21 protein-coding genes and 2 pseudogenes are annotated in these 22004 nt (G+C 45.0%); 18 read left to right on the plus strand and 5 right to left on the minus strand.

Annotation, left to right across the window (positions count from 1 at the left end; translation table 11 throughout):
• The first annotated feature begins 64 nt into the window (after positions 1–64).
• The 5 genes from P7F88_RS16945 (at position 65) to P7F88_RS16965 (ending at position 7594) form a co-directional block, all read left to right on the plus strand.
• Positions 65–2872, plus strand: coding sequence for a DNA translocase FtsK (locus P7F88_RS16945; protein WP_277826583.1), 2808 nt, complete (start codon positions 65–67; stop codon positions 2870–2872).
• A gap of 231 nt (positions 2873–3103) precedes the next feature.
• On the plus strand, positions 3104–3703 hold the full coding sequence (gene lolA, locus P7F88_RS16950; protein WP_277826585.1) for an outer membrane lipoprotein periplasmic chaperone LolA: 600 nt from the start codon (positions 3104–3106) through the stop codon (positions 3701–3703).
• Positions 3704–3870: 167 nt separating this feature from the next.
• On the plus strand, positions 3871–5220 hold the full coding sequence (locus tag P7F88_RS16955; protein WP_277826587.1) for a replication-associated recombination protein A: 1350 nt from the start codon (positions 3871–3873) through the stop codon (positions 5218–5220).
• Between the two features lie 239 nt (positions 5221–5459).
• On the plus strand, positions 5460–6767 hold the full coding sequence (gene serS / locus P7F88_RS16960) for a serine--tRNA ligase (RefSeq protein ID WP_277826589.1): 1308 nt from the start codon (positions 5460–5462) through the stop codon (positions 6765–6767).
• A gap of 71 nt (positions 6768–6838) precedes the next feature.
• Positions 6839–7594, plus strand: a complete 756-nt coding sequence (locus P7F88_RS16965; RefSeq protein WP_277826591.1) for a metalloregulator ArsR/SmtB family transcription factor — start codon at positions 6839–6841, stop codon at positions 7592–7594.
• 112 nt (positions 7595–7706) lie between these two features.
• On the opposite strand, the gene bioA is transcribed toward P7F88_RS16965, so the two are convergent.
• On the minus strand, positions 7707–8996 hold the full coding sequence (bioA, locus tag P7F88_RS16970) for an adenosylmethionine--8-amino-7-oxononanoate transaminase (RefSeq protein ID WP_277826593.1): 1290 nt from the start codon (positions 8994–8996) through the stop codon (positions 7707–7709).
• A 123-nt stretch (positions 8997–9119) separates the two neighbouring features.
• On the opposite strand from bioA, the gene bioB reads away from it, so the two are divergent.
• The 4 genes and pseudogenes from bioB (at position 9120) to bioD (ending at position 12802) form a co-directional block, all read left to right on the plus strand.
• The gene (gene bioB / locus P7F88_RS16975) at positions 9120–10172 is read left to right on the plus strand and encodes a biotin synthase BioB (RefSeq protein ID WP_277826595.1); all 1053 of its coding nucleotides are present in this window, start codon (positions 9120–9122) and stop codon (positions 10170–10172) included.
• Positions 10159–11305, plus strand: a pseudogene (bioF, locus tag P7F88_RS16980) (8-amino-7-oxononanoate synthase). The gene bioB and the pseudogene bioF overlap by 14 nt, the downstream one beginning before the upstream one ends.
• A gap of 29 nt (positions 11306–11334) precedes the next feature.
• On the plus strand, positions 11335–12120 hold the full coding sequence (gene bioC, locus P7F88_RS16985; RefSeq protein ID WP_277826597.1) for a malonyl-ACP O-methyltransferase BioC: 786 nt from the start codon (positions 11335–11337) through the stop codon (positions 12118–12120).
• A pseudogene (gene bioD / locus P7F88_RS16990) lies at positions 12117–12802 on the plus strand (dethiobiotin synthase). Before bioC ends, bioD begins: the two are co-directional and overlap by 4 nt.
• A gap of 77 nt (positions 12803–12879) precedes the next feature.
• On the opposite strand, the gene P7F88_RS16995 reads toward bioD, so the two are convergent.
• A complete protein-coding gene (locus P7F88_RS16995) occupies positions 12880–13050 on the minus strand; it encodes a hypothetical protein (protein ID WP_277826599.1) in 171 nt (56 codons plus the stop codon).
• A gap of 269 nt (positions 13051–13319) precedes the next feature.
• On the opposite strand from P7F88_RS16995, the gene htpX reads away from it, so the two are divergent.
• The 9 genes from htpX to P7F88_RS17040 all read left to right on the plus strand — a co-directional run bounded on the left by htpX (position 13320) and on the right by P7F88_RS17040 (position 20496).
• The gene (htpX, locus tag P7F88_RS17000; protein ID WP_277826601.1) at positions 13320–14183 is read left to right on the plus strand and encodes a protease HtpX; all 864 of its coding nucleotides are present in this window, start codon (positions 13320–13322) and stop codon (positions 14181–14183) included.
• A gap of 189 nt (positions 14184–14372) precedes the next feature.
• Entirely contained in the window at positions 14373–14792 is a 420-nt protein-coding gene (locus P7F88_RS17005) for a nuclear transport factor 2 family protein (RefSeq protein ID WP_277826603.1), read from the plus strand.
• Positions 14789–15535 carry an SDR family NAD(P)-dependent oxidoreductase gene (locus P7F88_RS17010; RefSeq protein ID WP_277826605.1) on the plus strand — a complete coding sequence of 249 codons (747 nt, stop codon included), beginning with the start codon at positions 14789–14791 and terminating at the stop codon, positions 15533–15535. Before P7F88_RS17005 ends, P7F88_RS17010 begins: the two co-directional genes overlap by 4 nt.
• 1 nt (position 15536) lies before the next feature.
• Positions 15537–16838, plus strand: a complete 1302-nt coding sequence (locus P7F88_RS17015; RefSeq protein WP_277826607.1) for an NAD(P)/FAD-dependent oxidoreductase — start codon at positions 15537–15539, stop codon at positions 16836–16838.
• A complete protein-coding gene (locus tag P7F88_RS17020) occupies positions 16835–17629 on the plus strand; it encodes a DUF1365 domain-containing protein (RefSeq protein WP_277826609.1) in 795 nt (264 codons plus the stop codon). The genes P7F88_RS17015 and P7F88_RS17020 overlap by 4 nt, the downstream gene beginning before the upstream one ends.
• Positions 17622–18893, plus strand: coding sequence for an SAM-dependent methyltransferase (locus P7F88_RS17025; RefSeq protein ID WP_277826611.1), 1272 nt, complete (start codon positions 17622–17624; stop codon positions 18891–18893). The genes P7F88_RS17020 and P7F88_RS17025 overlap by 8 nt, the downstream gene beginning before the upstream one ends.
• 3 nt (positions 18894–18896) lie before the next feature.
• Complete coding sequence (locus tag P7F88_RS17030; RefSeq protein WP_277826613.1) at positions 18897–19382, plus strand: DUF2878 domain-containing protein; 486 nt, start codon at positions 18897–18899, stop codon at positions 19380–19382.
• A 2-nt stretch (positions 19383–19384) separates the two neighbouring features.
• Positions 19385–19933, plus strand: a complete 549-nt coding sequence (locus P7F88_RS17035) for a hypothetical protein (protein ID WP_277826615.1) — start codon at positions 19385–19387, stop codon at positions 19931–19933.
• Positions 19930–20496, plus strand: coding sequence for a DUF3833 domain-containing protein (locus P7F88_RS17040; RefSeq protein ID WP_277826617.1), 567 nt, complete (start codon positions 19930–19932; stop codon positions 20494–20496). Before P7F88_RS17035 ends, P7F88_RS17040 begins: the two co-directional genes overlap by 4 nt.
• Here the strand turns inward: P7F88_RS17040 and rsmS are convergent.
• From rsmS to P7F88_RS17055, 3 genes are read right to left on the minus strand one after another with little or no spacing between them, the layout of a single operon-like run.
• Entirely contained in the window at positions 20464–20646 is a 183-nt protein-coding gene (rsmS, locus tag P7F88_RS17045; protein ID WP_277826619.1) for a pleiotropic regulatory protein RsmS, read from the minus strand. The genes P7F88_RS17040 and rsmS overlap by 33 nt on opposite strands.
• Positions 20643–21194 carry a primosomal replication protein gene (locus P7F88_RS17050; protein ID WP_277826621.1) on the minus strand — a complete coding sequence of 184 codons (552 nt, stop codon included), beginning with the start codon at positions 21192–21194 and terminating at the stop codon, positions 20643–20645. Before P7F88_RS17050 ends, rsmS begins: the two co-directional genes overlap by 4 nt.
• A gap of 14 nt (positions 21195–21208) precedes the next feature.
• A complete protein-coding gene (locus tag P7F88_RS17055; protein ID WP_277826623.1) occupies positions 21209–21982 on the minus strand; it encodes a TSUP family transporter in 774 nt (257 codons plus the stop codon).
• Between the last annotated feature and the right edge of the window lie 22 nt (positions 21983–22004).

Raw genomic sequence — 22004 nt, forward strand, 5'->3', positions numbered from 1 at the left:
CTCATTCCATTGTCGAGTTATGAGACTCGGCAACGGAATTAGTATTACAAAATCAGAAAATGATATGTTCAAAGAGAACAAAGAAAAAATTACAACTATTCTTAAGACGTCTGAAGATGAAAGCAGCTTAAACCTCAATGGATTCCAGAGGCTTAGAGAGTTTGGTTTTATCTTTGGCGTACTCATCTCACTGTTTCTCGCTATAGCACTCTACAGTTTCGACCCGGCAGATCCGTCCTGGTCACAGACATCCTGGGGTGGTGAAGTAAAGAATGCTGGTGGCACCTTTGGTGCATGGCTGGCCGATACCCTGTTTTTTACCTTTGGTATTCTCGCTTTTATTTTGCCTGCAGTGATTGCCATCATTGGCTATGGGTTGTTTCGAAACCGGACAGAAAACGATCCTCTGGACTTGATGTTATGGGGAACGCGTCTGCTTGGTTTATCCATCATGGTTCTTACCAGCTGCGGTCTTGCGGACATTAACTTTGATGATATCTGGTACTTTTCTTCAGGCGGTATCGTCGGAGATGTATTGACCAGCTTTACGCTTCCCACATTAAGTGTGCTTGGAACAACACTTGTACTTCTGTTTCTTTGGGGAGCGAGTCTAACACTACTTACAGGTATTTCGTGGTTGTCTATTGTAGAGTGGCTTGGAAGCATGGCAATTTCGTTTGTTACAGGCGTTCTGAACCGAGTGCGTGGCAATAAGACCGAAAAGCTTCAAGCTAATACGGACGCTGCGAGTTATACCGATGATGAGAGTGATTCAGAGTTTCATTTCGAGAAAAAAATCGTAGAGACGCCGGAAAAAAAACCAGAGCCAGCTTCTCGATACAATATTCACATTCCACCATCCGCAGCAGAAGCTGAGCCTCAACAGATGGACGAGCAGGTTGATGAAGTGCGAGGTGAAGAACTTATTGAAGAGATGGATCCAGGTATTAAGCTTCATTCTACAATAGAAGAACTGGAATCTGTTGCGACTCACCATCACGATGCCAGCCATCATGAAACTGTTGAGCATCGGGTAATAGAACCAGTGACACAGGGCTCATCTGAACCGCTGATTGAATCTGAGCCGGAAGAGCTACAGCAACCAGCCTTTTCGATGGAAGCGCTTGATGAAATCTATCAGGAAGAACAACAGACAGGTGCTTCTGAGCCAGAGGTAACGAATCTTGATGCAATAGTAGAAACTACGATGGCAGAAGAAGAGCTCCCCGAAGTCGAAGACATGGCTCAGGCAGAACAAGCCGCGCATTCAGACCCCGATGTAGAGGCGTTTCAGAATATTGTTCAGGAAGCCCAGAAGAACATGGCTGCTCAGGAGAATCCATTCCTGATGAAGAAGGAGGAGTCGTTGCCGGTGCCAACGTCTCCGATGCCGACGCTTGAACTGCTGTATCATCCGGAAAAACGAGAAAATCATATCGACAGAGCCGCTCTTGAAGAGATAGCAAGGTTGGTTGAATCTAAGCTGGCTGACTACAAAATTACTGCTCAGGTTGTCGGTATCTTCCCAGGGCCAGTAATTACCCGTTTTGAGCTGGATTTGGCACCAGGTGTCAAAGTAAGCCGAATCTCAAGCCTTTCAATGGATTTAGCGCGCTCGTTGTCTGCGATGGCGGTTCGTGTGGTTGAAGTTATTCCAGGCAAGCCATACGTTGGCCTGGAGCTACCAAATATGAGTCGCCAAACAGTATTCTTCTCTGACGTGGTAGGCAGCAAACAGTTCCAGGAAGCAACGTCGCCTACAACAGTAGTGATGGGACAGGATATCGCTGGTGAAGCCGTGATTGCTGACATCGCTAAGATGCCACACGTACTGGTTGCCGGTACAACAGGTTCCGGTAAGTCGGTTGGTGTTAACGTGATGATTCTGAGCATGCTCTACAAAGCGAAACCAGAAGATCTGCGCTTTATCATGATCGACCCTAAGATGCTTGAACTATCCATCTATGAAGGCATACCGCACCTACTTGCTGAAGTGGTTACTGATATGAAGGATGCTTCCAACGCTCTGCGTTGGTGTGTCGGAGAGATGGAGCGTCGCTATAAGCTGATGTCAGCACTGGGTGTGCGGAATGTGAAGGGCTTTAACGACAAGCTGAAAATGGCGGCAGACGCAGGTCATCCAATTCACGATCCACTTTGGCAACCGGGCGATAGCATGGATCAGGAGCCGCCACTACTTGAAAAACTTCCTTATATTGTCGTTGTAGTCGATGAATTTGCCGACCTGATGATGGTGGTTGGTAAAAAAGTAGAAGAGCTTATCGCCCGTTTGGCACAAAAGGCACGAGCTGCGGGTATTCACCTTATTCTTGCAACGCAGCGTCCGTCTGTGGATGTTATTACTGGCTTGATTAAGGCGAATATACCGACGCGTGTGGCATTCACTGTATCAACTAAAACCGATTCCCGAACCATTCTGGATCAGGGTGGTGCAGAGTCGCTACTCGGTATGGGTGATATGCTTTATCTTCCTCCTGGCTCAAGCCATACCATTCGTGTTCACGGTGCGTTTGCATCAGATGATGATGTTCATGCGGTGGTGAATGACTGGAAGGCGCGTGGTAAACCTCAGTATATCGATGAAATCACCAATGGCGAGCAGAGTCCGGAAATGTTACTTCCGGGTGAAACGATGGAGTCTGATGAGGATGTTGATCCATTGTTCGACCAGGTAGTAGAACATGTGGTAGAGACCCGCCGAGGTTCTGTCTCTGGTGTACAGAGACGATTTAAGATTGGCTATAACCGCGCGGCACGTATTGTTGAGCAACTTGAAGCTCAGGGTATTGTAAGTGCACCAGGGCATAATGGTAACCGTGAAGTGTTAGCGCCTGCACCGCTTAAGGATTAGATTGGGTTACGGGTTACGGGTTACGGGTACGGGTTACAGGTTTTCTCGTTCCCACGCTCCTGCGTGGTAATGCATACCTGAGTTCAAGCAGTCTGATAAATAATGTGTTGTGTAGTTTGTTTCTGCCAGGGCACGCATTCCCTCGGGGACAGTGGGAACGAGAACTGTGTGCGGAACTTGAACTAAAGATACGGGTCTAGTAAAGAGTCCCTGTTGTTAAAGAGAATTTAAATGAAAAAACTTTTATTTGTTTTGCTGGCAGTAAGCTTCACTGCATTTGCTACTCCACAGGAAGAGCTTAGCGAACGTTTGACGAAAACGGATGGGTTTAGTGCTAACTTTTCTCAAAAGGTAATCAGTCCGGAAAATGAACTGATTATGGAGGGTGAAGGTACCGTTGAAATAGCAAGACCGAGCCTGTTTAGGTGGACAACAGTCATGCCGGATGAAAATGTTCTGGTATCGGATGGTAAGACGCTTTGGTATTACAGTCCGTTTATTGAACAGGTAACCATATACTGGCAAGAGCAAGCAACAGCTCAGACGCCATTTGTATTGCTGACTCGCAACCGTGCTAGTGACTGGGATAACTACAATGTGACCCAGGAAGGCGATAAGTTTACTCTAACGCCGACTGCAACTGATTCGACTCAAGGACAGTTTGTTGTTGAGATTGACGATGGTGGTGTTGTTAAAGGTTTTACGGTGATAGAGCAGGACGGTCAGCAGGGGCAGTTTGTGTTTGATGAATTCAGCTCAAAGGTTCCAGCAGCAGATAGATTTACGTTTATTGTTCCTCAGGGAGTTGAGGTTGACGATCAGCGTAATTAGAGCTCCAATCCTCCCTCGTTCCCACGGTCTCCGTGGGAATGCAGATCTGACTAAAGACGATTGATTCAAGCACGATATGCATTCCAACGCTGAAGCATTGGAACGAGAAGTTTAAATAATCTAATCTTGTTCTCAGACCTTAATGGGAATGCAAATAGGGACAAATTTTGTCAAATTACACCTTAGACTTCGCTTCCGATGAAGATTTCCGTCCTCTAGCTGCTCGTATGCGACCGGAGACGGTAGAACAGTACATCGGGCAGCAGCATATCCTCGGAGAAGGCAAACCGCTTCGCAGAGCGTTAGAGGCGGGACAGATTCACTCGATGATTCTTTGGGGGCCTCCGGGTACGGGCAAAACGACGCTGGCGGAAGTGGCGGCGAACTATGCCAATGCCGAAGTTGAGCGAGTCTCTGCGGTTACATCTGGTGTGAAAGATATTCGTGCGGCAATCGAGAAAGCGCGAGAGAACAAGCTTGCTGGCCGACGTACTATCCTATTTGTGGATGAGGTGCATCGCTTTAACAAGAGCCAGCAGGATGCATTCTTACCCCATATCGAAGATGGCACGGTTACCTTTATCGGTGCGACGACTGAAAACCCTTCTTTTGAACTCAATAACGCACTTTTGTCACGCGCCCGTGTTTACAAGCTTACCTCCCTGAACACACAGGATATTCTTCTAGTAATAAACCAGGCGGTTTCCGAACAGGAAAGAGGGCTTGGAAATGTGAAGGCACATTTTGCAGATAACGTGCTAGACAGGTTAGCCGAGCTGGTCAATGGTGACGCCAGGATGTCTCTGAACTACCTTGAGCTGCTTTATGATATGGCAGAAGAGGATGCTGACGGCGTTAAGCAGATAACCTTACCATTGCTGGCGGAAGTAGCTGGTGAGAAGGTATCGCGCTTTGATAACAAAGGGGATATTTGGTACGACCTGATCTCGGCGGTTCATAAGTCGATTCGTGGTTCAGATCCAGATGCTGCCCTGTATTGGTCTGCCCGAATGATTACTGCAGGCTGCGATCCGCTTTATATCGCCCGTCGTTTACTGGCTATCGCATCTGAGGATGTAGGTAATGCTGACCCGAGAGCGATGCAGGTGGCTTTGTCTGCATGGGATTGTTTTACCAGAGTTGGCCCAGCTGAAGGGGTGAGGGCGATTGCCCAGGCTGTGGTATATTTAGCTTGTGCTCCAAAGAGCAATGCAGTCTATACAGCCTGGAAGCAGGCTTTGACGGATGCTCGCGAGCAACCTGAGTATGAAGTTCCTCATCATTTGAGAAATGCGCCTACGAGTCTGATGCAAGATATGGGCTACGGAGCGGAGTATCGATATGCGCATGATGAACCTGGTGCTTACGCTGCTGGAGAAAACTATTTTCCACCTGAAATGGCACAAACCCGTTACTATTTTCCAACAAATCGGGGTTTGGAGACGAAAATTAACGAAAAGTTAGATTATCTTGCCTCATTGGATGCAAAAAGCCTGCAAAAGCGCTATGAAAAGTAGTGCTTTTTGTTTATCTTTACCCAGTTATTTTAATTTCAGTCATAAGTCACTAATCTCGTCATTCCTGCGAAGGCAGGAAGCTTATTAATTTTATCGAATGTCTGAGATAGATCCCGGACAATTGCTTAGGCAATTTCCGGGATGACGGATCATGTAAAAGAGATATCGAATCATACAAACGATTAGTGTTACTTTGACTTCAAATGTATTTACTCAACTAAAAAGGCATAGGATTAGCAATGCTGGATTCTAAATTACTTCGTACAGAGCTGGAAGAAACAGCTGAAAAACTGGCGCGTCGCGGCTTTAAGCTGGACGTAGAGACAATTCGTCAACTTGAAGAGACTCGTAAGTCCATTCAGGTAGAAGTTGAAAATTTACAATCCACTCGTAACTCCATCTCCAAGCAGATTGGCCAGAAAATGGCTGCTGGTGATAAAGAAGGCGCTGAGGAGATCAAAAAGCAGATCGGTAACCTTGGCAGTGAACTAGACAGCAAAAAGGTTCAGCTGGCTGATGTTCAGTCTAAGCTTGAAGAAATAGCGCTTTCTGTACCAAACCTTCCGGATGATTCTGTGCCAGTTGGTAAAGATGAAGACGAGAACGTAGAAGTTCTGAAGTGGGGCACACCTAAGTCTTATGACTTTGATGTGAAAGACCACGTTGACCTGGGTGAGATGGGCGATGGCCTTGATTTCGCAAGTGCAACTAAGATCACTGGTGCTCGCTTTATCGTAATGAAAGGTCAATTTGCACGTCTACACCGTGCAATCGCTCAGTTTATGCTGGATCTTCATACGGATGAGCACGGTTATGCAGAAATGTATGTGCCATATCTTGTTAACGCAGACAGCCTGTACGGTACTGGTCAGCTACCTAAATTCGGTAAAGATCTGTTCCACACAGAGCCACTGGAAGAGAAAGTTAATGACGAAGAACCTCGTCGCCTGTCTCTGATCCCAACAGCAGAAGTACCGCTGACTAACCTTGTTCGCGATACCATCTCTGACGAAGCAGATCTTCCAATCAAGATGACGGCTCATACTCCATGTTTCCGTTCAGAAGCAGGTTCTTACGGTCGTGATACTCGTGGTCTGATCCGTATGCACCAGTTCGATAAGGTTGAGCTTGTACAGATCACTCGTCCAGAAGATTCTATGGATGCTCTGGAAGAACTAACAGGCCACGCTGAGAAGGTTCTACAGCTCCTTGAACTGCCATACCGTAAGGTTGTGCTATGTACAGGTGATATGGGCTTTGGTTCTCGTAAGACTTACGACCTTGAAGTCTGGGTGCCTGCACAGGAAACTTACCGTGAGATCTCATCTTGTTCAAACATGTGGGACTTCCAGGCTCGCCGTATGCAGGCTCGTTTCCGTCGTAAAGGTGAGAAAAAGCCTGAACTTGTACACACATTGAATGGTTCTGGTCTGGCTGTTGGTCGTACAATGGTAGCTATTCTGGAAAACTACCAGCAAGAAGATGGCCGTATCGAGATCCCAGAAGTACTACGTAAGTACATGGGTGGTCAGACTCATATCGGTTAATTTGACCGACTGAATGAACTCTTCAGGGCCTGGCTAGATTAGTCGGGCCTTATTTATTTTTAGTGGAATAAATGGTGAGAAAGATTCTATTTTTATGTACAGGTAACTCCGCTCGTTCTCAGTTAGCTGAAGGTTTGTTTAACCGTATGGCGAAGGGTAACTTTACTGCAGCGAGTGCTGGAACACGTCCCGATGAAGTTGACCCAAGAGTTGTTGAGGTACTTACTGAGCATGGTATTGATGCCAGCGCTCTGAGAAGTAAATCGACTCAAGAGTTTGAAGGCCAGACATTTGATTTTGTGATAACGCTATGTGAGCGTGCTAAAGATGAATGTGGTGTATTTGATGAACAAGGCGATCAGATTCACTGGGACTTTGCAGATCCTAGGGATGCTACAGGCAAAGAGGCGTTCGAAGAGGTTTATAGAGGGCTAGAAGAGAGAATTTCTCTGTTTCTGTTACTAAATGGTCATCAAGTTGAAGGCGTGTTTGCACCAACTGCTTTTTTTAAAGTAATGAGTGACCCGCTTCGTCTAAAAATCATTATGTTGCTCGAAGATGAAACAGTGCTGAGTGTATCGGACCTTACCGAGGCACTGGGAGAGAGCCAGCCGAAGGTGTCACGTCATCTGGCGTTGCTGAGGGATAGTGGCTTCTTACAGGATGAGCGAGATGGCCTGTGGATTTTCTACCGTTTATCTGATCATCTTCCGCTATGGATTAAGCATACGCTTCAAACGGTTCGAAATGGTAATCCTGGGATTATTAACCACGAGAAGCATCAGCTTAAACTAGCTGAGCGGAAGAGGCGTTATAAAGGGAAATAGATGAAGGCATAAAACGGAATTGGTTCCGTAAACCGCTGGGACACATCCCTGTTCGCTTAAACAAGGGCATCCATGCCCTTGTATGTTTACTCCACCAACACCATTTCACGCCTTATAGGTGTGTGGCGGAGAAGCATTCAGGCTCTGCCAGTGCATTTCGAACAGCTTCAACCAGTTTTTTTACTTCTTCTTCGGTGCTGATATAGGGTGGCATCATATAGATGAGCTTACCGAACGGGCGAATCCAGACGCCCTGAGAGACAAACAGAGACTGAATCTTATCCATATTGACCGGAGTGTTGGTTTCTACCACACCGATTGCGCCTAACCAACGTACATCTTCTACCAAATCAGACTCTTTCAGAGCCGGAAGCGTTTCAGCAAAGATAGATTCAATTTTCCGAGTCTGTTTTTTCCAGTCACCTTGTTCAATCAACTCCATACTGGCGGTTGCAACCGCACAAGCCAGAGGGTTACCCATAAAGGTTGGGCCGTGCATAAAACAGCCTGCTTCGCCTCCACAAACGGTATCTGCGACATTCTTTGTAGTTAATGCCGCAGAGAGCGTCATATAGCCACCTGTAATCGCTTTTCCGATACAAAGGATATCAGGCTGGATATCGGAGTGCTCACAAGCAAACAGCTTTCCTGTACGTCCAAATCCGGTGGCGATTTCATCAAGAATCAGCAGTACCCCGAATTCATTACACAGCCTTCTGACCTGTTTAAGAAACTCTGGGTGATAGATACGCATACCACCGGCTCCCTGAACAATCGGTTCCAGAATAACGGCTGCTATTTCTTTGTTGTGCGCTGTTAATTTTGCTTCAAAATCAGCAATATCTTTTGGGTTCCACTCTTGCCAGAATCCGGTTTTAGGAGAATCGGCAAAGATATGTTCAGGTAGAAAGCCTTTGTAGAGGCTATGCATAGAGTTGTCAGGGTCAGTCACCGACATAGCTGCAAAGGTATCCCCATGATAACCATCCCTAAGTGTGAGGAACTTTGGTCGGGATTCACCTTTAGCATGCCAGTATTGCATCGCCATTTTAAGGCTCACTTCAACTGCAACGGAACCAGAATCAGCCAAAAACACGTGTTCAAGGTTATCAGGCGCTAGATTGAGCAGTTTCTTACAGAGATTGATTGCTGGATCATGAGTAAGACCACCAAACATAACATGGGACATCTTATCGATTTGCTGATGAGCTGCCTGATTAAGGTGAGGGTGGTTGTAGCCATGAATAGCAGACCACCAGGAAGACATGCCATCTATAAGTTGCTCACCAGTTTCTAATTCTAAGTAAACGCCCTTAGCACTTTTTACCGGGTAACAAGTTAAAGGATTCAGGGTTGAGGTGTATGGGTGCCAAATGTGTTGGCGATCAAAGTTCAGATCCATAATTAGTATTATTGATTATTAATTGGTCAATTGTAAACTTAAGTGCATTTAGTTTTGTTGACAGTCTATCTTCTGTCAGTAGACTAGCCAAGCATTAACACAATAAAAATTCAGGATATACACGTGGAAGTTCGTCATAACTGGACGGTGCAGGAAGTTCGTGCACTGATGGAAAAGCCTTTTATGGATTTGCTGTTTGAAGCGCAGCAAGTTCATCGCCAATATCAGCAACACAACTATGTACAGGTGAGTACGCTGCTATCGATTAAAACCGGCGCTTGTCCGGAAGATTGTAAGTACTGTCCGCAGAGCGCTCGCTATACAACAGATGTAGAACGTGAGCGCCTGATGGAAGTAGAGCGTGTGTTAGACGCTGCTGAGAAAGCAAAAAATGCCGGCTCTACCCGTTTTTGTATGGGAGCGGCGTGGAAAAACCCAAAAGAAAGGGATATGCCGCATCTGATCAGTATGATCAAAGGTGTAAAAGAGAAAGGACTCGAGACCTGTATGACTCTAGGCATGCTAACTCCTGACCAGGCAAACGAACTTGCAAATGCTGGTTTAGATTACTACAACCACAACCTTGATACCTCACCGGAGTTTTACGGCAAGATCATTACCACTCGTACTTATCAGGATAGATTAGATACCCTTTCTCATGTGCGTGATGCCGGTATGAAAATTTGTTCTGGTGGCATTATCGGTATGGGGGAAAGCGTAAATGACAGGGCGGGCTTGTTTGTGGAACTTGCCAATCTTCCGGTCCATCCGGAGAGTGTGCCTATCAACATGCTGGTTAAAGTGAAAGGCACACCGCTTGAAGATGCAGAAGATGTCGATCCTTTTGACTTCATCCGCCTGATTGCCATCGCACGAATTATGATGCCGAAATCTGCGGTTCGCCTGTCTGCTGGTCGTGAAAATATGAATGAGCAGATGCAGACGCTTTGTTTTATGGCTGGCGCAAATTCTGTGTTCTATGGTTGTAAGCTTTTAACCACACCTAACCCGGATGAAGATGCGGATATGCAGCTGTTTAAGAAGCTGGGTATCAACAGTGTAGAAATGAGTCAGAAGCCGGATGAAGTACAGGAAAATGAACTGCTAGAGCAGGTTGCAGAACGAGTTGCCGCGCGTCCAACAGAAGACGATCTGTTTTACGATGCCAGCGTTTAACCAACGAATTGCTGCTGAACTGGAAGAGCGTAAGCAAAAAGGGCTTACCCGTAGGGTGAATGTGCTTTCAGGGGCTAATAATTCGAGCTTCCAGAGTGATGCTAGGAGGTATGTAAACTTCTCCAGTAATGACTACCTTGGCCTGGCCACGGATGCAGATGTTGTCGCAAGTTGGCACAAAGGGCTGGATCTATATGGTGCTGGTAGCGGAGCCTCTCCGCTGGTTACTGGCTATTCTCCCGCCCATCAACTGCTGGAAGAGACACTGTGTGAATGGCTAGGATACGAGAGAGCGATATTATTTGTATCTGGCTTTAGCGCCAATCAGGCGGTGCTTTTTTCGTTGCTGGATAAAACGGATCTACTGGTTCAGGACCGCCTGAATCACGCTTCTCTGATGGAAGCTGGTAGCTTATCTCCGGCTTCAATGAAACGCTTTAAGCACAATGACGTTGAACACCTGGAAAAACTGATTGATGGCACAAAGTCCTCGCTCGTCGTTACCGAAGGCGTGTTCAGCATGGATGGCGATAAAGCACCTCTGGACTCCATTCATCAGAGGTGTAGAGCAGCAAAAAGCTGGCTAATGGTCGACGATGCGCACGGTATTGGTGTACTGGGGGAAAATGGCGAGGGAAGTTGTTCTGCTGTCGGAATTAAGCCCGAACTTCTGGTCGTTACCTTTGGTAAGGCGTTTGGTTTATCTGGCGCTGCCGTTATGTGCAGTGAAGAAACGGGTGATTATCTAGCACAGTTTGCAAGACATCATGTCTACTCAACTGCCATGCCGCCAGCACAGGCATACGCGCTGGCTAGTACGGCGAAGCTAATTCAGGAGCAAAATTGGCGTAGGGAAAAGCTTCTTGAACTGCAATCAGTTTTTGATGATGAGCTCAGAAACTTAGATGGTTTTGTCCAAACTGAAACGCCGATTAAGCCGTTGATTTGTGGCGAGGCTGAAACTGCTATGAATCTGGCGCGATCTTCTTAAAGAGAAAGGCTTCTGGGTTACCGCTATTCGCCCGCCCACGGTTCCGGCAGGTAGTGCGCGGTTAAGAGTGACCTTAACGGCAAAACATACATGTGACGAAGTAAAGTTGCTCGGTCAGGAAATCTGCAGGGCATTAGGTTAAAAAAGAGTGGTACAAAGAGTGGTACATAGATGGTGTTAGATAATAGTCGTAAAGAAGCCATTGCAGATGCGTTCGGCAGAGCCGCAGCGCGATATGATGACCATGCAGAGTTTCAAAGACAGGTCGGTCATGAGCTGATCGAAATGCTACCTGAGTCTCTGAAAGGTTTGAAGGTACTAGATATCGGGTGTGGTAAAACCGGTTATTTCTCCGCACTTTTAGCAGAGAAAGGAGCGAGTGTTACAGCTGCAGATCTCTCCGTGGAAATGCTGGCTCAGGCAGAAATCCGTTGTGGTAGTCGGGTTGAGAGCTATCAACAAGCTGATGCAGAAGGTCTTCCTTTTGATGATGATTCATTTGATATTGTTTTCTCCAGCCTGGCTTTACAGTGGTGTGACGATCTTTCTATTCCATTAAAAGAGTTGCAGCGTGTAACCAAACCCAGAGGAAAAATCTACTTTTCGACTTTACTGGATGGCTCACTGTATGAATTGAAACAGTCCTGGGCCAAAATTGATACATATCAACACGTCAATGATTTTCTTAATGAGAAAAATATAAAAGTTGCGTTAGCGCAATCTGAGGCATCGGTGCATCATCTAGACTTACGGACAATTAAGGTGTGGTACTCATCTGCGTTACAGCTAATGCGTGATCTGAAAGGCATTGGAGCAACCCATGTTAGTGGGCGATCGCAAGGACTGATTAAAAAGCAGACTTTGTTAGATGTTGAGGGTGAGTACAGTAGATATAGAAGTGAGTCAGGATTATTACCTGCCACTTATGAAGTATGTTTAGGGGCTATTAATCTATGATTAAAGCATTTTTCATTGCCGGAACTGATACAGAAGTCGGTAAAACAGTAGTATCTAAAGCGCTACTGCAGGCACTGGGTGCCAGAGGTTTAGAAACCATCGGGTACAAACCCGTTGCTGCTGGTTGCAAAGAAACGGAAGAAGGGATGCGCAACTCTGACGCATTACATCTTCAGCAAGCTGCAACAAAGCAAGTACCATATGAGGATGTCAATCCTTATGCTCTTATTCAGCCTTGCTCTCCGCATATTGCGGCAAAGAGAGAGCAAGTAAAAGTCGAGTACTCGGTTCTTAGCGAGAAACTTGTTCACCACAAAGAGTGTGCTGATGTTGTACTGGTTGAGGGTGCTGGTGGCTGGCGAGTTCCGATTTCTGATTCAGACTGCCTATCAACCTGGGTAAAACAGGAAAAGCTTCCGGTAATACTGGTGGTTGGCATTAAGTTGGGTTGTCTGGAGTCACGCAATGCTTTCAGTTGAAGCGATCCAGAATGACGGATTGGAAATCATCGGCTGGGCTGCAAATCGCATTAACCCAGGTACCGAAAACTATGCTGAAATCATCAAGATGCTGGAAGACAAGATACCGGCACTCTAAACTTGGTGAAATCCCATACGTGCCTAGTGTTAAAAGGCGTGATATCGGTAAATATATGGATGTTTCACCGATTATTGAAGGTTAATTTAGCCGAATCATATAATTAAGAAGGGTTGCCGTACGGCAACCCTTCTTGTTTCAAACCTTGAACAAGCGGTGAATTTACTTTTCTGTGTTTAGGCCCATCAACGCCTGCTGGGTATCCACTACATGCTTATGGATTGATTGCTCATCACCGATACCAAGCTGATCTCTCGCTTCATCCTCAGTAATGCCCAGATGGCAACATAGTAGGTCAATTGCCATCTGATAGTTACTTCCATTCTCAACCATAATCTAATCCCTTTACTTAATAGTTCATGCAGTTTTGCATGTCTGGAATCCTACTCTTGATGTATTTATCATCAATAAGACCTTAGTCTATAAAGTATGATGGTTAGACCAGTGTTACTTTGTGAATGAGGTTTTCACTTCATTGACAATTTGTTGCAAATTAGGCTTAACCTTGTAATCGAAATTTATGACACTATCTATATAACATGACGGCGTACCAAATAACCTTATAAAAAATGTACGCTAATAGATAATAACTGGAGATAAGAATGAAACGTGTAATGCTATTTTTAGCAACGAACTTAGCTGTCGTCTTTGTACTAAGTATCGTATTGAATATTGTCTATGCGACCACAGGAATGCAGCCAGGTAGCCTCAATGGTCTGCTAATTATGGCCGCGGTATTTGGCTTTGGTGGCTCGTTTATTTCCTTGCTCATGTCCAAGAGTATGGCTCTGCGCTCTGTCGGTGGACAGGTTATTGATAGCCCAAGAAATGAAACGGAACACTGGTTATTAGAAACCGTTAAAGTTCAGTCGCAGAAGGCGGGTATCGGCATGCCAACTGTAGCGATTTACGATTCCCCTGATATTAACGCCTTTGCTACAGGTGCAAAGCGTGATGATTCGCTGGTGGCTGTATCTACAGGACTTCTTCGCAACATGACGCGTGATGAAGCGGAAGCGGTGTTAGCGCATGAAGTCAGCCATATTTCCAATGGCGATATGGTCACTATGACGCTAATGCAAGGTGTTGTGAACACCTTCGTTATATTCTTATCTCGCTTTGTTGCCAACATTCTAGCCTCTGGTGACAGAGAAGAAGGTCAGGGCACAAATATGATGGCTTACTTTGCGATATCCATGTTCCTGGAGTTGGTTCTTGGCTTCCTGGCTAGCTTTATCACCATGTGGTACAGCCGCCGTCGAGAGTACTTTGCTGATGCAGGAGCAGCGAGTCTGGTCGGCAAGCATAAGATGATTGCAGCGCTCGAGCGTCTTAAAATGAGCCACGAGCCGCAACTTGAAGGTTCCATGATGGCATTTGGCATTAATGGTAAGAGCACCATGATGCAGCTTCTGATGAGCCATCCTCCGTTGGACAAGCGTATCGACGCATTGCGTAACAGCTAAACCTTTCCTTACATCCTACCAAAAGCCTGATTATCTCAGGCTTTTTTTGATCCATCTTCCTTTCTGAAACGTAGATACCCGCAAGAAAATTAAATTGTACAAAAAAATATTTGTACAATTATTTAATCCGTACTAAGTTTTACATAAACGAATATTGTATAACTTTAGGTTGTATGCAGGTATTTAGAGATGAATGTCGAACAAGTCGCTTCCTTTTATAAAAGTCTTACTGCTGATGGGCTCTCTGAATTGTATGAGATATATCATACAGATGTGGAGTTTCGCGATCCTCTTCATTGTATTGAGGGTATAGATAGCCTGTACAACTATTTCGATAATTTGTACAAAAATGTCGAGAATTGCAGTTTCTATATTTCTTACTCGCAGCAACAGAGCAGTGTTGGTTTCCTGGTTTGGGAGATGTCCCTTAAACATCCAAAAATCAACAAAGGGAAAGCAGTTACCGTTCATGGATGCAGCCACCTTGAGTTTTTTGAAGGCAAAGTTTTGTATCACAGAGACTACTTTGATGCGGGAGAAATGCTCTACGAAAATCTGCCTGTAGTAGGGACATTCATTAGCGCTATCAAACAGAGGGTTGGCCAATGAGCAGTGCAGAACATCACAACTGTGTGCTGATTACCGGAGCGACATCTGGCATCGGTAATCAGCTAGCAAAGGACTATGCAGACGAAGGTTATTTTGTCTGGGCATGTGGAAGAAACTTTGAACAACTCGGCGAACTGGAAGAGTACTCGAATAATATCCGAACTATTGGGTTTGACATATCTGATCTTGAGTCCACAAAGTTGCACCTTGAGAGCTTATCTCCTGAACCAAGTTTATGGATATTTAATGCGGGTACCTGCGAATATATTGATGACGGAAGAATGGACGCAGAATTGGTTGGGCGTGTTTTCTCTGCCAACGTCCAAGGGTTGGTGAATAGCATTGAAGCTACCCAACCAATGTATCGCTCTGGTCACAGGATTGCGGTCGTCGGCTCGATAGCGAGTGAGCTTGCATTACCGAGAGCAGAAGCGTACGGGGCGTCTAAAGCGGCAGTAAGTTATATAGCAAGAGCTTTGGCTGTTGATCTGAAAAATTCCGGAGTAAATGTAACCACAATTTTTCCGGGCTTTGTCAAAACCCCTCTAACGGACAAAAACACATTTAGCATGCCGATGATAGTCAGCGTTAAAGAGGCTTCTTTAGCGATCAGGAATGGTATCAAGGCTGGCAAATCCAATATCTATTTCCCAAAACGGTTTACTTCGATACTCAGGGCGATCTCGCTGCTGCCGTACGAATGGCAATCATATCTGGTGAATAGATTCGTTAAGGAGCAATAAAATGAAGATAGCTATCATCGGAAGCGGTATTTCAGGACTGACCTGTGCTTATTACCTTAATAAAAACCACGACATTACCTTGTTTGAAGCGAATGATTACATTGGCGGACATACAGCGACGGTAGATGTCGAAGTAAAGGGAAAAAAGTATAAAGTTGATACCGGGTTTATTGTTTACAACGACAGAACGTATCCAAACTTCATTAACCTTATGAATGAGATAGGTGTTGAAGGCAAGCCTACCGAAATGAGTTTTAGTGTCAGAAACGACGAGATTGGTCTTGAATATAACGGGCATTCAATCTCGACGCTATTTGCTCAGAAATCGAACTTGTTTAATCCACAGTTTTACCGATTTATTCGCGAGATTCTTAAGTTTAATGAGCTCGCAAAGCAAAGTGTTTCAGAGAAAGATACCCATTTCATAACGCTAGGGGATTTCCTCACTAGCTACGGGTTTAGTGATTACTTCACTCAAAACTATCTTTTGCCAATGGGTGCTGCAATCTGGTCTTCTACGATTGCCGATATACGTAAGTTCCCGATGATGTTCTTTATGCGCTTCTTCCGGAATCATGGCCTGTTGGATGTGAAAAATCGCCCGCAGTGGCATGTGATTAAAGGAGGTTCAAACTCCTATGTGGAACCGATGACGCGGGAGTTCAAAGACAAGATAAAGCTCAACTCTCCGGTTGAGAAGGTATGGCGTGATGAGAGTGGTGTACACGTTGTTTCTAATGGCAACCATGAACTGTTCGATGAAGTTGTTTTTGCCTGCCATAGCGATCAGGCACTCAATATGATTCAGGATAAAACTCTGGCAGAGCAAACCATATTGCCAAAGCTCAAGTATCAGGCCAATGAGGTAACACTTCATCTTGATACTGGGCTGCTGCCTAAGCGAAGAAAAGCCTGGGCATCGTGGAACTATCAGTTACCTGAAGCTGACTCCATGGATCATCAGCTACCGACGTTGACTTACAATATGAACATTTTGCAAGGCATTCAATCTGATGAAACCTTCTGCGTGTCGTTGAATTCTTCAGAAAAAATACGTCAGGACAAGATCCTAAAATCGTTTGTTTATCACCATCCACTTTTCAACCGTGAGTCTAGTGAGGCGCAATCAAGAAGAGCGGAGATCAACGGTAACAACAGAAGTTGGTTCTGTGGTGCCTACTGGTACAACGGATTCCACGAAGATGGTGTAAGAAGCGCCCTTGACGTGGTTCGGGCGATAGAAGCGAAAGCCATAGGCGTGTCAAATGTGCATTCAAAACAGCGCTGGGAGAATGCATCATGATTTCTAGCTCTCTAATGATAGGTAGTGTGCAGCATACTCGATACCTGCCGATCAAACATCAGTTCAGTTATTCAATGTTTATGGCCAGCATCAACCTGGATGACCTTGAAACATTGCAGAAAAAAGTATGGCTATTTGGTAATCGCTGGTGGCACTGGGCACGATTTAAGCGGAGTGACTATTTGGGAGACGGTAGCCTTAAAGTAGCGGTTCAGAATAAGGTATTTGAGCTAACCGGAGAGAAGTTTTCCGGGCGGGTGATGATGGTCTGCCACCTCAGATATCTCGGCCTCTATTTTAGTCCGGTTAACTTTTATTACGTTTACGATGATGATGGTAAATGGCGATACCTGTTGGCAGAAGTGAGTAATACCCCCTGGAATGAGCGCCATTACTACGCGATCAGCGCAGACCAAGATTCAGAATCAGGCTGGGAACATAAGAAAGCTTTTCATGTTTCCCCTTTCAACCCGGTAGATCAGGATTATGTCTGGAAATTGAAGCCTTTGTCCGAGCGCTTATTTGTCCATCTTGAATGCCGTCGATCGGACAAAGAGTTTGATGCCACACTAGCACTTAAGGCCAATGAGTTTACCTCGTGCAACCTTGCAAAGGTACTTGTTAAAACACCAATACAGACCATTAAGGTGGTAACTGGTATCTATTGGCAGGCATTGAAATTGTTTATTAAAAAAGCCCCTTTATATCAGCACCCGGGAAAAACCATACCAGAGAATGCAGTAAGCGATCATCCAGTAAGTGATCGAAATAGGAGAGACAGCCATGTATGAATCAATTTCTGTAGCGTCGATTAATGAATTAAGCGTGTCTCAAAAAAACGCTCGCGCATTGATATTTAAATTATTGCCAAATATTCAACATGGCTCACTTACCATTATTGAGAATTATCTATCTGGCAGGGAATTACGCTCAAATGACGATGATAAACGTTATATCAAAACAGAGCGATTTGGCAGTGAATCTGGAATTCATGCGGTTATAGAAATAAAGCACCCGGATTTCTTCTGTACTCTTCTCAAAGGGGGAAGTATTGCGGTGGGCGAATCCTATATGGATGGGCGTTGGGATAGCACAGATCTGACAACGTTGATGGAGCTGATGGCTAAGAACCTTCCTTTAATAGATAAACTGGAAGCGAGTACAGGTCGATTAGCAATGCTGGTAAATAAGTTTAAGCACTGGCTAAACAAGAATACGGTAAAGAACTCCAAAAAGAACATAGAGGCCCATTACGATTTGGGTAACGACTTATATGAACAGTTTCTTGACTCGAAAATGCTCTATTCGTCGGGTATCTACCTTGGTGTCAACGATTCTCTTGAACAGGCTCAAATCAATAAGATGGAAAGACTCTGTCAACAGTTGCAACTGAAAGCGAGTGATGAAGTCATTGAGATCGGCAGTGGATGGGGATCAATGGCGATTTATATGGCAGAGCATTACGGATGCCATGTGACGACTACGACCATATCCGAAGAACAGTATGAGTATGCTAGAAAGAGAATCGAAGAAAGCGGTATGGGAAACAAGATCACTTTGCTGAAAGAAGACTACCGTAACCTGAAAGGGAAGTACGACAAATTAGTGTCGATAGAGATGGTTGAAGCTGTTGGCAAGGCCTTTCTGCCTTCTTACGTACATCAGTGCAATGAGTTACTAAAACCGGGCGGTTTAATGGCTATTCAGGCGATAACCATAGCCGACCAGCGTTACGAAGCATACAGCAAACGCGTCGACTTTATTCAAAAATACATATTCCCCGGTGGTTTTCTGCCTTCTGTTACAGCCTTGGTCAACACAGCAACCAAAAATAGTGAGCTCATGCTTAACAATGCAGAAGACATTGGCGCAGATTACGCACGGACACTTGCAGACTGGCATGGCCGTTTTTTGAATTCACTCGACAGAGTTCTTAGCCTCGGGTATGACCATAGATTTATCCGGATGTGGCGTTATTACCTGAGTTACTGTGAAGGAGGCTTTCTTGCCCAAAGTATCAGTACAGTACAGTTAACCTTCAGAAAGGCGGGCTAGATTATGGCCCTTTTTCTAAAGTCACTCTGGTTCCAAATGATATGGTTTCTTGCCGTGCTTGGCAGAGGAGATTATTTAATTTTACTGGTAATACTGATTGTAAGTACCTACTTATACTCGCTATACAAAAAAGATCTACCCATTACGTTTGCCATATCAGTGGTTGGACTGGGATTACTGGTGGATGGTGGAAACATTTATAACAGCATACTTAATTTTGATACCGGCCCTTTTCCGTTATGGCTTATCTGCCTGTGGCTGATTTTTGCCTGGTATTGTTGGCAAATACGAGCCTTTTTGATCCGTTTGCCGCTTGTTGGCGTACTGTTTCTTGGAGGAACCGGAGGTGCACTAAGTTACCTTGCTGGTTATAAATTGAGCGCTGTGGCTCTGGCGTTTCCGGTATACGTTACATTCGCTATTCTATTTGTGGAATGGATTTTGCTGACCTGGAGTGTACGTTTACTGATTCGTAACAGGTGGGAATAGTCATGAGATGGATAACCGGATTACTGATCTACACAGTTCTATCAACGTCAGCGTTAGCTTCGGCACCTGACTGGCAAGATGAAACAAAGTGGGAAAGCTGGCCGACCGTTGGCAAGTCTAGTTTAAGTTGGTTGTTCTTTAAGTTATTTAACTCAGAGCTCAAAACCCCTACTGGTGAATACGAAGAGTCACTGGATGTAACACCTCACCCTATGGCGCTTTCTATTGAGTATCAGCGTGATATCACCAAGCAGCAACTGATGGAAGCGACTCAGGATCAGTGGAATTACCTCGGTTACAGCGAAGAGTCGCAGAAAGAGTGGTTAACGCAGTTGGATAAGATCTACCCAAGCGTTCAAAAAGGACAAAGATTGGTTTACATCACTGACGGGAAAACAGGTGAGATCCATTTTTATCGTGACAAAAGTGAACCAGTTAAACTTGGAGAGATTCAAAGTGAGTCTTTAAACGATGCATTCTTGTCTATTTGGTTATCGCCGGGTACCGAATACCCTAAACACAGGGCTAAACTTATCGGGAACAGAAAATGATAAAACGTTTGCTTTTATTTTTAACTTTAGTGTTCACCCTTTTTGGATGCAGCGCAGATCTGAATGAATACTCGGGACAACATCCTAAATTTAACTTGTTTGAGTATTTTGAAGGTGAAACACATGCATGGGGAATGGTACAGGACTATACGGATAAGCAAACCAGGCGTTTCAGCGTTATATTAAGAGGAAAGATTGAAGGAGATGTGCTGACTCTTGACGAAGATTTCATTTTTGCTGATGGCGAAAAATCCAAAAGGATCTGGGTAATCACGCGTCAGCCTGACGGTACTTATTCCGGCAAGGCGGATGACATAATCGGTGCGGCTAAGGGGCGAGAAGTAGGTAATGCATTGCAGTGGCAGTATGACTTCGAACTTGAGTTAGACGGCAGCTCTGTAACCGTTGCATTTGATGACTGGCTTTATCGTCAGGATGAAAAACGAGTATTCAACCTGACCAAAATTAAAAAGTTTGGCATTGAGGTTGGCACTATCACGCTATTTTTGAAAAACAGTAACAATCTTTCGTTAAGTACGTGCAGGCTCGATTTTGCTTTCTAAATCCTGTTTCACAATGTTAATCGCATCAAGTGCCACTTTTGGGTCAATCTCATTCGACTCGAGTAGATAAATAAGATCAACAGCCAGCTTTATCTCTTCGGCCGCATTCTCTAAAGTGTTGTTATTGGAGATATTTCTTTTCCCTGTCATTGCTTTCTTTCTCGTTTGTAAATCTGTTTTTCAATATTGGCCTTTGCTGCGATACAGCGTTCAAGACGCTTTTCTGCGTTGATAAGAGCCTTGAGTGCTTGAGGTTTTAAAGTTGGTGGAGCCTGTTCAGCTTCTTTCTCTTTTGCCCTTACTAACTCCTTTAGGCGACGCTCCCACTCCTGGTGTTGTGCAAGATCTTGATAGAGCAGGCAGATAGGCTTTTTATAATATCCTCTCGGCTTGGCTTCGCTTTTCCGCAGTTCCTGAGTGTTAAGTTCGAGTTGAATAGCTGAAATCTGGTCGAGCAATTTATCTGTCAGGTATTCAGCGTGCTCGGGTGTCAGTTGCCCGCTATCTTTTTCGTTTATCAGAGTAACGACTAGGTTCCGGGTTTCATCGACATATGGAGTCAGCAACATAGAGCGAGTACTAAAAAGTCGGTCATCAAACAGTGGATGATGATGCTCACCACGTTTACCGTCCAGTTGTTCAGCCTGAAGAGTCAGCTGCTCAAGCAAATTGGTTAGTTGGAGGAATGAAACCGACATCTCTATGATTATCTCTATACAAACCAGGCTTCGTAGGCCAGTTTTACTGCCAGCACAGTAACCACAGTAATAAACACAGGGCGGATAAATTTAGCACCAAACTTAATCGCGGAATGTGCTCCTACGTAAGCTCCTATCATCAGGCAGACTCCCATAGTTAGCCCGAGAACCCAGTTAATATGGCCTAAAACGGCAAAGGTGACCAATGAGGTGAAGTTGCTGGTAAAGTTCATTGCCTTTGACAATCCAGAAGCGAGTAGTATGTTCAGGCGGTATATTGCCATGCTACTTACTGTCCAGAAAGCGCCGGTTCCCGGGCCTGCTACGCCATCATAGAAGCCTAAAGTGAATCCTTGTAAGCACTGGATTTTTGTCAGCTTTTTGCTGGGCTCCGGAAGGACGTTTTTATTGGTATCCGGGGCTTTATGGAAAATGGTGTAAATCGCGGTTGCTATAATGATAAGTGGTAGCGCCTTTTCGAGCCACTCTGTGCTTATTGCATCTACAACCAGCGTTCCGGTAGTTGCTCCGATAAGCGTTGCAACAAACGCATGTCCCCAAAACTGAGGGTTAAATAAACGCTTACGATAGTATGTGACCGCCGCAGTAGACGATGCAAAGGTTGCTGCCAGTTTATTTGTTCCTAATGCAATATGAGGGGGAAGCCCAAGAGACAAGAGTGCAGGTACTGTGAGCATTCCTCCGCCCCCCGCTACTGCGTCAATAAAACCAGCTGAAAAAGCGACTATCGCTAAAATAACCAGCATGGCCGGTTCCATCATTTCCATAACAATTCTTATTAATAAAGCT

Source organism: Vibrio hannami, assembly GCF_029589055.1.
GTDB classification, from domain to species: domain Bacteria; phylum Pseudomonadota; class Gammaproteobacteria; order Enterobacterales; family Vibrionaceae; genus Vibrio; species Vibrio hannami.

What these genes read in the sequence shown, in the direction of transcription:
- P7F88_RS17025 (WP_277826611.1), top strand. Translation starts at nt 17,622, where the DNA reads ATGTATGAATCAATTTCTGTAGCGTCGATTAATGAATTAAGCGTGTCT.
- P7F88_RS17035 (WP_277826615.1), top strand. Translation starts at nt 19,385, where the DNA reads ATGAGATGGATAACCGGATTACTGATCTACACAGTTCTATCAACGTCA.
- P7F88_RS16995 (WP_277826599.1), bottom strand. Translation starts at nt 13,050, where the DNA reads ATGGTTGAGAATGGAAGTAACTATCAGATGGCAATTGACCTACTATGT.
- serS (WP_277826589.1), top strand. Translation starts at nt 5,460, where the DNA reads ATGCTGGATTCTAAATTACTTCGTACAGAGCTGGAAGAAACAGCTGAA.
- P7F88_RS17015 (WP_277826607.1), top strand. Translation starts at nt 15,537, where the DNA reads ATGAAGATAGCTATCATCGGAAGCGGTATTTCAGGACTGACCTGTGCT.
- htpX (WP_277826601.1), top strand. Translation starts at nt 13,320, where the DNA reads ATGAAACGTGTAATGCTATTTTTAGCAACGAACTTAGCTGTCGTCTTT.
- P7F88_RS17040 (WP_277826617.1), top strand. Translation starts at nt 19,930, where the DNA reads ATGATAAAACGTTTGCTTTTATTTTTAACTTTAGTGTTCACCCTTTTT.
- P7F88_RS17010 (WP_277826605.1), top strand. Translation starts at nt 14,789, where the DNA reads ATGAGCAGTGCAGAACATCACAACTGTGTGCTGATTACCGGAGCGACA.
- rsmS (WP_277826619.1), bottom strand. Translation starts at nt 20,646, where the DNA reads ATGACAGGGAAAAGAAATATCTCCAATAACAACACTTTAGAGAATGCG.
- P7F88_RS17055 (WP_277826623.1), bottom strand. Translation starts at nt 21,982, where the DNA reads ATGGAAATGATGGAACCGGCCATGCTGGTTATTTTAGCGATAGTCGCT.
- P7F88_RS17030 (WP_277826613.1), top strand. Translation starts at nt 18,897, where the DNA reads ATGGCCCTTTTTCTAAAGTCACTCTGGTTCCAAATGATATGGTTTCTT.
- lolA (WP_277826585.1), top strand. Translation starts at nt 3,104, where the DNA reads ATGAAAAAACTTTTATTTGTTTTGCTGGCAGTAAGCTTCACTGCATTT.
- P7F88_RS17050 (WP_277826621.1), bottom strand. Translation starts at nt 21,194, where the DNA reads ATGTCGGTTTCATTCCTCCAACTAACCAATTTGCTTGAGCAGCTGACT.
- bioC (WP_277826597.1), top strand. Translation starts at nt 11,335, where the DNA reads ATGGTGTTAGATAATAGTCGTAAAGAAGCCATTGCAGATGCGTTCGGC.
- bioA (WP_277826593.1), bottom strand. Translation starts at nt 8,996, where the DNA reads ATGGATCTGAACTTTGATCGCCAACACATTTGGCACCCATACACCTCA.
- P7F88_RS16945 (WP_277826583.1), top strand. Translation starts at nt 65, where the DNA reads ATGTTCAAAGAGAACAAAGAAAAAATTACAACTATTCTTAAGACGTCT.
- P7F88_RS17020 (WP_277826609.1), top strand. Translation starts at nt 16,835, where the DNA reads ATGATTTCTAGCTCTCTAATGATAGGTAGTGTGCAGCATACTCGATAC.
- P7F88_RS17005 (WP_277826603.1), top strand. Translation starts at nt 14,373, where the DNA reads ATGAATGTCGAACAAGTCGCTTCCTTTTATAAAAGTCTTACTGCTGAT.
- P7F88_RS16965 (WP_277826591.1), top strand. Translation starts at nt 6,839, where the DNA reads ATGGTGAGAAAGATTCTATTTTTATGTACAGGTAACTCCGCTCGTTCT.